This window comes from Amorphoplanes friuliensis DSM 7358 (genome assembly GCF_000494755.1).
Lineage (GTDB): Bacteria > Actinomycetota > Actinomycetes > Mycobacteriales > Micromonosporaceae > Actinoplanes > Actinoplanes friuliensis.
In genome coordinates, this window is the sequence record NC_022657.1 from 1,397,109 (window position 1) to 1,410,443 (window position 13,335).

Here is a 13,335-nt window from a genome sequence, read left to right on the forward strand (position 1 = left end):
GCCCCTCAGGTGATGTCCCGCCGCATCGGCAGAACCACGGCGATCAGGGCCGCGGCCAGCGCGTACGCCGTCAGCAGCAGCGCGCCGGCCGCGGGTGGCAGCAGCTGGACGGCGGTGCTGCCGACCTCCTGCGAGATCGCGTCGGCCAGGTAGGTGAAGTCGGTCAGCGAGGCCATCGCGCCGCCGGGCAGGACCGGGTAGAGCTGATTGACGCCGGGGATCATCATGAGCAGCGGCTCGCCGACGTACAGGTAGCCGACCACGATGCACAGGGCGGCGATCTGGTTGCGGAGCAGCGCGCCCACGCCGACACCGAGCAGCAGGTAGACGACCATGGCCAGGCCGATGCGGGCGAGCAGCGCGATCACGGTGTCCGCCGGCAGGCCGAGCGGGATGCCTCGCAGAAAAGCCACGGCGAACAGCGCCGTTGCGGCGGTGCCGGCGAGGATCAGCCCGTAGGCCAGTCCGGCGGCCCCGTAGGTGGCGAGTTTGGCCGCGAGCACCTGCCAGCGGCGGGGTGCGAAGAGGAACGTGACGGCGGCGGTGCGGTGCCTGTACTCCGAGGTGACGGCCAGCGTGCCGACAGCGGCCGGGACAAACGCGGTGTAGCCCAGCATGCCGAGGACCGAGCGGATGCCGGTCTCGGTGTCCAGCCCGGGCATGGGCGGGTCGAAGTTCTCCGGCCCGACGAGGGCCATCGCGCCCATCAGGCCGCCACCGATGAGGACGGCGCCGAGCAGCAGCCCACCCCACATGCGCGTGGCGAACAGCCGCCGGAATTCAGCCTTGATCAGGTGTTTCATGAGGTGGCCGCCCTCTCGGTCGTCAGGTCGAGGAAGAGCTGTTCGAGGCTGGTGCTGTCGCTGACCAGCTCGTGCACCGGCAGCCGGTGAGCGGCAGCGAGGTCGGCGACGCCGGGCGCGTCCAGCCCGCGTACGCGCAGACGCCCGTCATCGAGCGCTTCGACCTGCGGTGCAGCCTCACCGGGCCGGCCGTCGCGCAGGACCGCAGCCAGGCGGTCGGCGTCGGGGGACCGCACCAGCACCGCGGGCGGCCCGGTGAGCCGCGACCACGGCCCGGCGGCGACAAGCTCACCGCGCCGGATCACCACCACGTCGTCGACCAGCTGCTCCATCTCGCTGAGGACGTGGCTGGAGATCAGGACAGTGTGGTCCTCACCGGCCAGCCGGCGCAGAAAGCCGCGCAGCCAGAGCATGCCCTCGGGGTCGAGGCCGTTGCTCGGTTCGTCCAGCAGGAGCACCCGCGGGTCACCGAGCAGGGCGGTGGCGAGGTTGAGCCGCTGGCGCATGCCGGTGGAGAACTCGCGGGTGCGGCGGTCGGCGGCCCCGGACAGGTCGAGCAGCTCGAGCACGTCGGTGACCCGGCTGTCCGGGTAGCCGCCCATCGCGGCGTAGACACGCAGGTGGTCCCGGGCGGTGTGCCCCGGGTGGAACGCACCCGCGTCGAAGACCGCGCCGACGGTGCTCGACGGACGTCGCAGCTGGGCGTACGGCAGGCCGCCGATCGTCACCGTGCCGGAGGTCGGCGACACGAGACCGGTCAGCATGCGCATCGTGGTGGTCTTGCCGGCGCCGTTCGGGCCCAGGAAACCCGTGACCACGCCCGGTGCGACGGTGAAGGTCAGATCGTGGACGGCGGTGATCGGGCCCCATCGTTTGGTCAGGTGCGAAACCGTGACTGAGACCATCAGTCACTCCTTTCCTCTCCGGTGGTGGCCGGCTGGTCGGCCGGCAGCAGGATGGTGGCCAGCAGCCGGGGCACCCGGCCCTCGCCGGGCTTGTTGGCGAGCAGCGGCCCGATGACCTGGCCGAGGTCGGCGGCGAACCGGGCCAGCTCCTCGTCGCTGAGGTGGAGCATCAGCTGCTGATATCCGGCCCCGTCCGCGGCGAAGTCGACCCGGTCGCGGGCGAGGTAGCGGGAGAACTCGGACAGCAGGCTCGACATGAAGGCCGTGAAATAGCGGGCGTGATCGTCGGGTGTCGCCGTGGCCAGGGCCGCCGGGTCCATCGGCGCCCCCGGGGTGGCCAGGGCGTAGACCCGCTCGACCGCCCCCCGGATCCGGCGCTCCTCGACCACCTGGATCAGGTCGCCTTTGACCAGGGTGGACAGGTGCCGGTAGAGCGTGGCGTGCGGGATGTCCGGGAGCAGCGGCACGAGGTCGTGTGTTGTCAGCCGGGCGCCGGCGAGCGCTCTGAGGATGCGGATGCGCACCGGGTGCAGGGCCAGGTCGGCCCACCGGTCGCCGGACGTCTTCATGACTGAACGCTATCAGTATCGATACTGATAATGAAGACTTGGCCCAAACCCTCTACCATCACGGCCGTGAAGACACGGGGGATGGTCGCGGTTGTTGCACTGGTGCTGGCGGCGGCCGGATGTGATCCGGGTGGGTCCGGGGCGCAGGACGTCGAGGTGGTGGCGGGGGCCGGGGAGGCCGATGGTGGCCCGGCCGCGGATGCGTTCATCGACGGGCGGCTCGTCGACATGGTCATGGACCGGGCCGGGACGTTGCGGGTCCTGACCGAGGTGGATGCCGTGGCCACGCTGTGGACGGTGCAGGGTGGTCAGTTGACGCATGTTGCCGTGCCGGAGGTCAAGGCCGACTACGTCAGTCAGATGACCGCCGGGCCGGACGGGGCGATCTACGTCGCCCTGTGGAACGGCGAGGGGGGTGTGTGGCAGATCAAGCCGGACGGCCGGGCGGTCCACACGCTCGGCATCGACCGGGACACGTACTCCGGTGATCGGGTGCCGCCCGCCGACGGCGCCCCGGTCAAGGGTGCCTTCCTGCAATACATGCACGGTGTTGCGGTCTCCGCGGACAACCGCATGTACTTCGCCGAGGAACGGATCCGGCCGACGACCTTCCAGCTCGTCCGGACGGTCGACGCCGGCAAGCTGAAGACCGTCCTCGGGCGTGATCTGACCGGTCTGACCGAGCGGCAGTGGCGGTCCTCGCGGGCCGGCAAGGGATTCCCCGACGGCTCACCCGCCACGCAGATCGCCCTCGAGGGTGGGCTGGACAACCCGATCGCCGTCGCTCCGGACGGGACGGTCTACGCCGCGCCGGGACGTCGTACCGTCGTCGCGGTCAAGCCGGACGGCAGCGCCCGGAAGGTGATCGGCCGGGAGGGGCTCGACGGTGACATCGACGATCCCAGCGAGCCGTTCGAGGCGCGCGGCTCTGCGAGCGAGGCGAGTGTCTGGCTCAAGGGCAGCGGTTCGGTACGGCAGGGGACGACCAACCCGAGCCTGGTCGTCGACGCCAACGGTGACCTGTACCTGACCAGTTCGCGCTCGTTCGGCGAGGATCTGCCGGAGTCGTTCGACTGGACCGGTGACGCCACCGGGCGTCAGGAGGAGCTGCTGGTGCAGTCCCGGGACAGTCTGGACGGCCGGACCGAGGAGACCGAGGTGCTGCGCGTCAAGCCGGACGGGTCGCTCTCGACGGTCGCCGGGCACGCCGACGCGGTCGCCGTGCACGACGACTGGCTCTACCTGGCCCGCAGCTTCACCGACGACGAGGGTGACAACCGGGTCCTGGTGGTGAAGACGGCGATCGCCCGCTAGATGCGGTGGTCGCCCCGGACCAGGTGGGCCAGGTTGGAGTCGCTCATCACCTGCTGCGGCTGATATTTGTAGCGCAGCTTGTGCGCGAACGAGCCCGTCAGCAGCCGCTCGAAGCTCTCCGGCTCGTACGGCTGCAGCATCGCGACCTGCAGCGCGTGCGCGGGCCGGGTGCTGACGCGGTTGCCCTTGTCCCACTCGGCGGCGAAGTCGGCATCGAGGTGGTAGAGCATCTCGAAGATGTGGTGCGCCAGGAAGTATTCGATCAGCTCACCGCGCTTCTCCCACCACAGGTACATCGCCGCGCGCCACAGGTGCGCGACGTAGCTGCCGGGGCGGGCGGCGAGGAACCAGTTCGAGATGTACGGCCCGTGGTAGTTGAACGCGAAGAAGTCACCGTCGCCGAGTGCCGCCCCGACCGGTTCGCTCAGCGCCTTCGGGGCGTACACGGTGGCGTCGACCCAGATGCCCCCGAACTTCTCGAGGAGCGCGAGGCGTACCAGGTCGGAGAAGTTGGTCTTGTTGTCGCCGAGGGCGGTGACCAGGTCGACCGGCATGTCCACGTAGTAGCCGAGGTTGGTGTCCGACAGCTCGTGCACCTGGGCCTGCGGGTTGTTCGCGCGCAGCTCGGCCACACACCGCTTGACCAGGGCGGGCGCGCTCTCGAAGCCCTGCGCCCAGTAGACGAAGATCGGCATCTCCAGCGCGGTGCGGGCGGGCCGGTCGAGGCGCTGGCGGGCCTGCGTGCGGATCTGATCGAGGTGTTCGGAGAGGAAGATCCCGATCTCGCGGCGCGCCCCGAAGCACTTGACGTCGAGGTCGAGCACGGCCGGGCCGTCGAACGGCAGCTCCCCGTCGACGGCGAGGCCCTGCCGGGAGGTCTGCTTGCTCTCGTCGCGGCGCTTGAGTTTGTCGAGCGTGTAGGCCAGGCGATAGAAGCGCTCGCTGTCGCCGGGCTTCTTCTCGACCGCATCGCGGTACAGCTGCTCGGCGCCGGCCCAGTCGTGTTTGCGTTCGTGCAGCCGGCCCAGCTCGAACGCCGCGTCCCCGTGCTCGTCGCCCGCCTTGATCATCTTGCGGAGTGTCTGCCGGGCCTGCGGGATCTCATCGCGGTCCCGCAGCCGGCGTGCGGTGGTGAGCCGGGAGATCGGGTCGAGCTCGCCGGCCAGCGCGGCCACCAGCAGGTCGGCCTCGGCTGCCTCCCCGGCCCGGGACAGCCGCGCGGCCTCGTCGGCCACACCCTGCCGGTCGGTCCGGGTCAGGATCTCCTGGTACGCGCGCAGCGTGCGTCGTGAAGCCGACGCCCCGGGCTCGCCCAGCCACTCGTACGTGAAGAAGTTGTCGTCCTCGGTGTCACCGTCGAAGTAGGTGACGTGCTGCTCACCCTCGGTGAGGCTGAACGAGTGCCAGTAGACCTGACCGTGCCCCTGCGACATGCCGGCGAGCAGCCGCACCCAGGCGGCGGTCGCGTTCTCCGGCAGCGTGAAGGTGACGCTGATGCGGTGGTCGCCGTACTCGTTGCGGGCCGGCGGTGACGCGGTCAGGTGGAAGTTGGCCGTGCCGCCGCGCACACAGCCGGGGATGATCCTCAGCGCGTACGGGTTGATCGCACCGGTGAGCGGCTCGGTCAGGAAGACCGAGACGCTCGCGGTGTAGGTCCCACCGGCGCGCAGGCCGAGGCGGAAGTCCTGGCTCTCGTCGCGGCCACCGGGGGCGATGTGGCTGTCGTTGTTGGTGCCCGAGCCCGTGACCAGCGCACCGGTGACACCCAGGCCGGGGACCGGCGCCGAGCGGGCGGCACTGTGGAAGTGCACGTAGACGCCGCCCGCGTCGAGCGGCTGGTCGAAGGTGCCGTCGGCCTGCGCGGACCGGAAGGACGGGTTCGGCGCGAGGTTGACGACCGGCGCCGGGCCCGCCACCAGCCGTGCCGCCCGGGAGGCGGGCAGGCGCAGGTTGCCGGTCGCGGCCTGGGTCAGACGGCGTCGGAGGCCGGAGGTGTTCGGACGCATCGTTGCAAGCTAGCCCGATTACGTTTCGCACAACTACCCCGCGCGACCAACTTCACCTAACGCAGTAGCCCCACGGAGGACTCGATCGCGCCGCGCAGCCCGCGGCCGGCGACCACCTCCCGGGCCTGTTCGAGCACCGGGGCCAGGAACACGTCCGGTCCGGGCTCACCCGCAAAACCACCCACCGCGGCGACCGCCTCACGTCCGGCGGGTGAGGGCGTCAGGGGTGCGCGCAGCTGGATGCCCCGGACCCCGGCGAGCAGTTCGACGGCGAGCAGGCTGGTCAGGTTGTCGAGGACCGTCCGCAGTTTTTTCGCCCCGGCCCAGCCCATCGACACGTGGTCCTCCTGCATGCCGCTGGTCGGCAGGGAGTCGACCGACGCCGGGTTGGCCAGCCGGCGGTTCTCCGCGACGATGCCCGCGGCGGTGTACTGCGCGATCATCAGGCCGGAGTTGACCCCGGCGTCCGGCGCGAGGAACGGTGGCAGTTCGCGGTTGCGGGTGACGTCGAGCAGCCGGTCGACGCGGCGCTCGGCGATCGCACCGACCTCGGCAGCGGCGATGGCCAGGAAGTCCGCGGCAAAACCGAGCGGCGCCCCGTGGAAGTTGCCGGTCGACTCGACCCGGCCGTCGGCCAGCACGACGGGGTTGTCGACGACCGAGCGCAGCTCCCGCGCGGCGGTGGTCCGGACGAACTCCAGCGTGTCGCGGGCCGCGCCGGCGACCTGCGGCGCGCAGCGCATCGAGTACGCGTCCTGCACGGCGTGCGCGAGGTCGTCGCGGTGCGAGTCCATGATGGCCGAGTCCTGCAGCAGCCGGTGGATGTTCGCCGCCGAGTCGGCCTGACCCGGGTGCGGGCGGATCGAGTGCAGCTCGGGCAGGAACGGCCGCTCCGAGCCGAGCATCGCCTCGATCGCCAGCGCGGCGGTCACGTCGGCCATCGCGAACAGGTGACCGGCGTCCTCGATCGCCAGCAGCAGCATGGCGAGCATGCCGTCGGTGCCGTTGATCAGCGCCAGGCCCTCCTTGGCGGCCAGCTCGAGCGGCTCGAGCCGGGCGCTGTGCAGGGCGTCGGCGGCGGACATCCGGGCGCCGTCCTTGCCGAGCACCCAGCCCTCACCGAGCAGCACCAGTGCGCAGTGCGCCAGCGGCGCGAGGTCACCCGAGGCGCCCAGCGAGCCGTGCTCCGGCACCCACGGCGTGATGTTGTTGTTCAGCAGGTCGACCAGCCCCTGCGCGAGCACCGGCCGGACCCCGGACAGGCCCATCGCGAGCGACCGCACCCGCAGCAGCATCATCGCGCGGACGACCTCGCGGGGCATCGGTGCGCCGATGCCCGCCGCGTGCGAACGGATCAGCGCGTGCTGCAGCTCGGCGCGGCGCTCCGGTGCGATCGACGTGTTGGCCAGCGCGCCGAAGCCGGTCGAGACGCCGTAGACGGGCCGGCCGGAGGCCTCGATCGTGTCGACGATGCCGCGGCTGCGGGCCATCACCGCGTACGCGGCCTCGGTGAGCTCGACCCGCGCGTCGTGCCGGGCGACGGCGACGACGTCGGCGGGAGTGATGCCGGTGGGTTCCACAAAAACGCTCATAGGGGCACTCCGTCGTGCAGAGTCGTGGTGATCAGGGGAACACCGGGCCGGTAGGCCAGGTGCAGGTAGGACGGTGCGTCGAGGACCACGAGGTCGGCCCGCGCGCCGGGACGCACGACACCGACGTCGTCGCGCCGCAGCGCCCGGGCGCCACCCGCGGTCGCCGCCCACAGGGCCTCGGCGGGCGTCATCCGCATCTCGCGCACGGCGAGGGCCAGGCAGAACGCCATCGACGACGTGTAGGACGAGCCCGGATTGCAGTCGGTCGCCAGCGCCACGGTCACACCGGCGTCGAGCAGCCGGCGGGCGTCGGGATAGGGCGAGCGGGTCGAGAACTCCGCGCCGGGCAGCAGCGTCGCCACCGTGTCCGAGCCGGCCAGGGCGGCCACGTCCGCGTCGCTCAGGTGCGTGCAGTGGTCCGCGCTCGCGGCGCCGAGCTCGACGGCCAGTTGCACCCCCGGCCCCGCCACCAGCTGGTTCGCGTGCACCCGCAGCTGCAGCCCGGCCTGGGCGCCCGCGGTCAGGATCGTCCGGGCCTGGTCACCGTCGAAGGCTCCGCGGTCACAGAAGACATCAACCCATCTTGCGTACGGCGTGACGGCCTCGAGCATCGGCCCGGAGACCAGCCGCACGTACCCGTCGGGGTCGTCGGTGTACTCGGCCGGGACGACGTGGGCGCCGAGGAAGGTGGTCTCCGCGGTGAGCTGCCGGGCGACCCGCAGGCTGCGGACCTCGTCCTCGACGGACAGCCCGTAGCCGCTCTTGATCTCGACGGTCGTGGTGCCCTGCCGCCGCATCTCCCGCACGAGGCGCTGCGCCGAAGCCAGCAGCTCGTCGTCGGTGGCCGCCCGTGTGGCGGCGACGGTCGTGCGGATGCCACCGCCGGTGTACGGCTCGCCGTTCATCCGCGCGGCGAACTCACCCGCCCGGTCGCCCGCGAAGACCAGATGCGCGTGACTGTCCACAAAGCCCGGAATCACCGCGGCGCCACGGGCGTCGAGGCGTTCGTCGGCCGCCGGTGCCGCGGCCGCGGGCCCGACCCAGGCGACGCGATCGCCGTCGGCCACCACGGCCGCGTCGGACAGGACGCCCAGCTCCGGGTCGTTGGTGACCAGCTCGCCGATGTTCGTGATCAGCAGGCTCATGACAGGGCCTTCCGCAGGGCGGCGGCCACGTCGAAGCCCGTGTGGCGCCCGCCGTCGACGATCAGGCGGCCGTCCGCGATCACGTGGATGACGTCGGCGGCCGTGGCCGCGTAGACCGCACCCGACGGCTCGACCCCGGCCGTGCGCACGCTCTCCAGCGAGACCGCGACCAGGTCGGCGCGATGGCCCGGGGTGATGCGACCGGCGTCGTCCCAGCCCAGCGAGCCGTGGGCGGTCGCCGCCGTGAGCAGCTCGGCCGGGGTGAAGTGACCCCGCCGCTCACTCGCAAGACGCTCGTCCAGCTCGACGCCGCGGGCCTCCTCGAACAGATCGATCACGGCCTGGCTGTCGCTGCCGAGGCTCAGTGGCACACCCGCGTCGGCGAGGGCCCGGCCCGGTCCGATGCCGTCGGCCAGATCGCGTTCGGTGGTCGGACACAGGCAGACACCTGTGCCGCTGCCGCCGAGCGCCTTGATGTCGCCGTCGCTCAGATGCGTCGCGTGCACGGCGGTCGTACCCGGGCCGAGGATGCCGTGCTGCTGCAGCAACTCGGTGGGTGTGCACCCGTGGACGGCGCGGCACTGCTCGTTCTCGGCGCGCTGCTCCGACAGGTGGACGTGCAGCGGCGTCCGCCCGGCCAGGCCCGAGAGGTGGCGCGCCGGCACTGCGCGTACCGAATGGATCGCCGCGCCGAGCAGGGCGTGATCCGCCGGCCGGAGGGCCGCGGTCCGGTCCTCCCACGCGTCCAGATCACGGTCGCCGAAGCGGCGCTGGACACCCTCGAGCGGCTTACCGTCCACACTGGACGTCAGGTAGAGCGTGTCCAGCAGCGTGATCCGGATGCCGGCCTCGTGCGCCGCGGCGATCAGCGCCTGGCCCATGGCGTTCGGGTCGGCGTAGGGCGTGCCGTCGGCGGTGTGGTGCAGGTAGTGGAACTCGCCCACGCAGGTGATCCCGGCCAGCGCCATCTCGCCGTAGACCGCCCGGGCGAGCTCGAAATAGCTGTCCGGGTCGAGACGCGCGGCGACGGAGTACATGAGCTCGCGCCAGGTCCAGAAACTGCCCCGATCACCGTGGGTACGCCCCCGCAGCGCGCGATGGAACGCATGGGAGTGAGCGTTTACTAACCCGGGCACGACCAGGCCTGACAGGCGTGTGCCCGCCGCCGGCGCGTTCGGCGTGACGGCCGTGAACCGGCCACCAGCGACCTCGATCCGCACGTCGCGCGCGACGGCGCCGTCGACCCACGCGTACTCGGCGAAGTACGTCACGTCAGCTCCCGCAGCACCGTGGCCAGCGCCTCGACACCGGCCGTGCAGTCCTCGTCGGACGCGTACTCGGCGGGGGAGTGGGAGACGCCCGTCGGGTTACGGACGAAGAGCATCGCGGTCGGTACGTGCGCCGACAGCACCCCCGCGTCGTGGCCGGCACCGGTCGGCAGGATCGGTGCGTCGCCCAGCAGAGCCGAGAGGCGTGCGGCCAGGGACGTGTCGAAGGCGACCTCGGGGGAGACCGACTCCGGCTCGACGACCACCTGCGTACCGTCCTGGCCGGCCCGCTCGACCGCGCGCTTGACGACCGCCTCGACCAGCCGTTCCATGGTCGGGGTGTCCGCCGCGCGGGCGTCGAGCCAGCCGCGGACCAGCGACGGGATCGCGTTGGTGGCGTTCGGCTCGACCGTCACCCGGGCGATCGTCGCGTGCGCGCCGGCCAGCCACGCCTCCTCGTTGGCGGCCAGCACGGTCGACGCGAAGGTCAGCATCGGGTCGTGCCGGTCCGCCATCCGCGTGGTGCCCGCGTGGTCGCCGTGCCCGGTGAAGTCCAGCCGCCAGCGGCCGTGCGGCCAGATCGCGCTGGCCACCCCGACCGGTACGTCCAGCACCCGACCCTGCTCGATGTGCAGCTCGACGACAGCACTCACCCGCGCCGACAAAGACGGCAGTGCACCCGCCGGCCGGCTGCCCAGCGCCTCACCGAACGTCACACCGTCGCGGTCGCACAGCGCCGCCGCCTTGCCGGGATCGATCACTCCGGACAGCAGCCGCGAGCCGAGACAGGGCAGCCCGAACCGGCCACCCTCCTCGTCGACGAACGCGGCCACACCGATCGGCCGCCCCGGCGTGAACCCCTGCTCCCGCAACCGGTCCACGGCCAGGAACGCGCTGACGATGCCGAGCGGGCCGTCGTAACCACCACCGTGCGGGACCGAGTCGAAGTGCGAGCCGGTCAGCACGGTGCCGCGGCCCCACTGTGCACCCCACCAGGCGAACAGGTTGCCGTTGCCGTCGTCGGTGACGGTCATGTCCCGGCGATCCGCCTGGTTACGGAACCAGTCGCGCAGGGTCAGCTCCGGGTCGGTGAGGGCGTACCGGAGGTAACCGCCCTTGCGGTCACGGCCGATGGGCGCGATCTCGGCCCAGAGCCGCGCGAACGCCGCGGTCACTGACCGGCCATCGGGATGTGCACGCCGGCTGCCGCCGCGGACTCGTAACCCGCGTCGACGTGCCGGATGACGCCCATGCCGGGGTCGTTGGTGAGCACCCGCTCGATCTTCTGCCCGGCGAGCGCGGTGCCGTCGGCGACACACACCTGACCGGCGTGGATCGAGCGGCCGATGCCGACACCGCCGCCGTGATGGATCGACACCCAGCTCGCGCCGCTCGCGGTGTTGATCATCGCGTTGAGCAGGGGCCAGTCCGCGATCGCGTCCGAGCCGTCCAGCATGGCCTCGGTCTCCCTGTACGGCGAGGCCACCGAACCGGCGTCGAGGTGGTCACGACCGATGACCAGCGGGGCCGACACCTCACCCCGGGCGACCATGTCGTTGAAGCGCACCCCGGCCTTGTCGCGTTCGCCGTACCCGAGCCAGCAGATCCGCGCCGGCAGGCCCTGGAAGGCCACCCGCTCGCCGGCCAGCTTGATCCACCGGGCCAGCGGTTCGTTCTCCGGGAAGAGATCCAGCACGGCGCGGTCGGTCGCGGCGATGTCAGCCGGGTCCCCGGACAGCGCCGCCCACCGGAACGGCCCCTTGCCCTCGGCGAACAGCGGCCGGATGTACGCCGGCACGAACCCGGGGAACGCGAACGCCCGCTCGTACCCGCCCAGCTGCGCTTCACCGCGGATCGAGTTGCCGTAGTCGAACACCTCCGCACCCGCGTCCAGGAAGCCGACCATCGCCTCGACGTGCCGGGCCATGGACTCCCGCGCCCGGTCGGTGAACTCCTCCGGCTTCGCCGCGGCGTAATCGGCGGCGTCCGCGAGCTCGACCCCGGCCGGGATGTAGCTCAGCGGGTCGTGCGCACTGGTCTGGTCGGTGACGATGTCGATCGCCACACCCCGGCGCAGCAGCTCGGGGAAGACCTCGGCGGCGTTGCCCACCACCCCGATGCTCGTCGCCGCGCGGTCCCGTTTGGCCGCCTCGGCCTGCGCGATCGCGTCGTCGAGATCCGCCGCGACCGTGTCGAGGTACCGGTCCTTCACCCGGCGCCGCAGCCGCGACTCGTCGATGTCGACGACCAGGCAGGCGCCACCGTTCATGGTCACCGCGAGCGGCTGGGCGCCACCCATGCCCCCGCAGCCCGCGGTCAGGGTCAGCGTGCCGGCCAGATCACCACCGAACCGCTTGGCCGCCACGGCCGCGAACGTCTCGTACGTGCCCTGGAGGATGCCCTGGGTGCCGATGTAGATCCACGAGCCGGCGGTCATCTGGCCGTACATCGTCAGGCCGAGCTTCTCCAGGCGGCGGAACTCCGGCCACGTGGCCCAGTCGCCGACCAGGTTCGAGTTCGCCAGCAGCACCCGCGGCGCCCACTCGTGCGTCCGGAACACACCCACCGGGCGGCCCGACTGCACCAGCAGCGTCTCGTCGTCGGCGAGCACGTCCAGCTCCCGCACGATCGCGTGGAACGACGGCCAGTCCCGGGCCGCGCGGCCCGTCCCGCCGTAGACGACCAGGTCGTCAGGGCGCTCGGCCACGTCGGGGTCCAGGTTGTTCATCAACATCCGCTTGGCGGCCTCCTGCGGCCACCCCTTCGCGGTACGGGTGGTGCCCCGCGGTGATCGGACTGACATCGACGGCTCCTTCACGCTTCTGCTCCTTCACGCCTCGAACAGGTGGCGGCGGGAGGCGTACGCCTCGAACTCCTCCAGGCGACGCTGGGCCTGCTCCGGCGCCGCGTCACACATCGCCTGCAGCAACACCATCGCCATCGCCATCGGCCCGGTGTGCAGGTCGAACACCAGCTGGGTGCCGACCGGTGCGGGCAGCACCACGTCGGCGTGACCGGCGACCGGGCTGACCGCCGAATCGGTGAGCGCCACGACCCGCAGCCCGGCGGCGCCGGCCTCACGGATCACGTCCAGCGTCTCCCGCGGATAGCGCGGCAGCACGATGGCCAGCATCGCAGTCGCACCGGCCGCGCGGGCCTGATCGACCCGGTCGAGCAGCATCGTCCCGCCGCCGTCGAGCACCCGCACATCAGGATGCACCTTGGCGGCGAAGTACCCGAAATAGCCGGCCAGCGGCCCGGCGGCGCGCAACCCCAGCACCGGCAGCGGACGGCTCGCGGCCAGCAACCCGGCGGCCTCCCGCACCGCGTCGAGGCTGCCCAGCTGGTCGGCCATCCGCTCGAGATGCTGCGTCTCGGCCCGCAGAGCCCGCTGCATGGCGTTGTCACCACTGTCCGCGGGAGCCGGACCGACGTCGACCAGCGCGCGCAGCTCCCGGCGCAGCGCCGGATAACCCGCATAACCCAGCGCCATCGCAAACCGGGTCACCGAGGGCTGACTCACCCCGGCGAGCTCGGCCACCTCGGCCGCGGACAGGAACGCCGCCGACGAGGCGTGCTGGACCAGGCTGTGCGCGATCCGCCGCTGAGTCGGCGTCAGCCGGGCACCCTGGAACAGATCCAGCACCCGCTCGGCCGTCCTGACAGCTCCGTCATTCACTCGAGCAGACTATGCATGAAAACTTTCACTGCGCTAGTGCTGCACCGCATGGTG

11 protein-coding genes are annotated in these 13,335 nt (G+C 71.8%); 1 reads left to right on the forward strand and 10 read right to left on the reverse strand.

Annotated elements, in window-relative coordinates; genetic code table 11:
• Nucleotides 1-5: 5 nt before the first annotated feature.
• The 3 genes from AFR_RS06455 to AFR_RS06465 are packed head-to-tail and all read right to left on the reverse strand — an operon-like array spanning nt 6 to nt 2,277.
• A complete protein-coding gene (locus tag AFR_RS06455; protein ID WP_023359096.1) occupies nt 6-803 on the reverse strand; it encodes an ABC transporter permease in 798 nt (265 codons plus the stop codon).
• Nucleotides 800-1,708, reverse strand: a complete 909-nt coding sequence (locus AFR_RS06460) for an ABC transporter ATP-binding protein (protein WP_023359097.1) — start codon at nt 1,706-1,708, stop codon at nt 800-802. Before AFR_RS06460 ends, AFR_RS06455 begins: the two co-directional genes overlap by 4 nt.
• Nucleotides 1,708-2,277 carry a helix-turn-helix domain-containing protein gene (locus tag AFR_RS06465; RefSeq protein ID WP_023359098.1) on the reverse strand — a complete coding sequence of 190 codons (570 nt, stop codon included), beginning with the start codon at nt 2,275-2,277 and terminating at the stop codon, nt 1,708-1,710. The genes AFR_RS06460 and AFR_RS06465 overlap by 1 nt, the downstream gene beginning before the upstream one ends.
• Before the next feature lie 66 nt (nt 2,278-2,343).
• On the opposite strand from AFR_RS06465, the gene AFR_RS06470 reads away from it, so the two are divergent.
• A complete protein-coding gene (locus AFR_RS06470; protein WP_148307883.1) occupies nt 2,344-3,591 on the forward strand; it encodes an NHL repeat-containing protein in 1,248 nt (415 codons plus the stop codon).
• On the opposite strand, the gene AFR_RS06475 is transcribed toward AFR_RS06470, so the two are convergent.
• From AFR_RS06475 to AFR_RS06505, 7 genes are read right to left on the reverse strand one after another with little or no spacing between them, the layout of a single operon-like run.
• On the reverse strand, nt 3,588-5,597 hold the full coding sequence (locus AFR_RS06475; RefSeq protein ID WP_023359100.1) for a capsular polysaccharide synthesis protein: 2,010 nt from the start codon (nt 5,595-5,597) through the stop codon (nt 3,588-3,590). The genes AFR_RS06470 and AFR_RS06475 overlap by 4 nt on opposite strands.
• Before the next feature lie 56 nt (nt 5,598-5,653).
• Nucleotides 5,654-7,189: a histidine ammonia-lyase gene (hutH, locus tag AFR_RS06480; RefSeq protein ID WP_041840652.1), complete on the reverse strand. Its 1,536-nt coding sequence runs from the start codon at nt 7,187-7,189 to the stop codon at nt 5,654-5,656.
• Nucleotides 7,186-8,334 carry an imidazolonepropionase gene (hutI, locus tag AFR_RS06485; RefSeq protein ID WP_023359102.1) on the reverse strand — a complete coding sequence of 383 codons (1,149 nt, stop codon included), beginning with the start codon at nt 8,332-8,334 and terminating at the stop codon, nt 7,186-7,188. The genes hutH and hutI overlap by 4 nt, the downstream gene beginning before the upstream one ends.
• Nucleotides 8,331-9,605: a formimidoylglutamate deiminase gene (locus AFR_RS06490; RefSeq protein WP_023359103.1), complete on the reverse strand. Its 1,275-nt coding sequence runs from the start codon at nt 9,603-9,605 to the stop codon at nt 8,331-8,333. Before AFR_RS06490 ends, hutI begins: the two co-directional genes overlap by 4 nt.
• Nucleotides 9,602-10,777: an allantoate amidohydrolase gene (locus tag AFR_RS06495; protein WP_023359104.1), complete on the reverse strand. Its 1,176-nt coding sequence runs from the start codon at nt 10,775-10,777 to the stop codon at nt 9,602-9,604. The genes AFR_RS06490 and AFR_RS06495 overlap by 4 nt, the downstream gene beginning before the upstream one ends.
• A complete protein-coding gene (gene hutU, locus AFR_RS06500) occupies nt 10,774-12,405 on the reverse strand; it encodes a urocanate hydratase (RefSeq protein WP_041841842.1) in 1,632 nt (543 codons plus the stop codon). The genes AFR_RS06495 and hutU overlap by 4 nt, the downstream gene beginning before the upstream one ends.
• Nucleotides 12,406-12,432: 27 nt before the next feature.
• A complete protein-coding gene (locus AFR_RS06505; RefSeq protein WP_041840653.1) occupies nt 12,433-13,281 on the reverse strand; it encodes a MurR/RpiR family transcriptional regulator in 849 nt (282 codons plus the stop codon).
• Nucleotides 13,282-13,335 lie beyond the last annotated feature (54 nt).

What these genes read in the sequence shown, in the direction of transcription:
- AFR_RS06455 (WP_023359096.1), bottom strand. Translation starts at nt 803, where the DNA reads ATGAAACACCTGATCAAGGCTGAATTCCGGCGGCTGTTCGCCACGCGC.
- AFR_RS06460 (WP_023359097.1), bottom strand. Translation starts at nt 1,708, where the DNA reads ATGGTCTCAGTCACGGTTTCGCACCTGACCAAACGATGGGGCCCGATC.
- AFR_RS06465 (WP_023359098.1), bottom strand. Translation starts at nt 2,277, where the DNA reads ATGAAGACGTCCGGCGACCGGTGGGCCGACCTGGCCCTGCACCCGGTG.
- AFR_RS06475 (WP_023359100.1), bottom strand. Translation starts at nt 5,597, where the DNA reads ATGCGTCCGAACACCTCCGGCCTCCGACGCCGTCTGACCCAGGCCGCG.
- hutH (WP_041840652.1), bottom strand. Translation starts at nt 7,189, where the DNA reads ATGAGCGTTTTTGTGGAACCCACCGGCATCACTCCCGCCGACGTCGTC.
- hutI (WP_023359102.1), bottom strand. Translation starts at nt 8,334, where the DNA reads ATGAGCCTGCTGATCACGAACATCGGCGAGCTGGTCACCAACGACCCG.
- hutU (WP_041841842.1), bottom strand. Translation starts at nt 12,405, where the DNA reads ATGTCAGTCCGATCACCGCGGGGCACCACCCGTACCGCGAAGGGGTGG.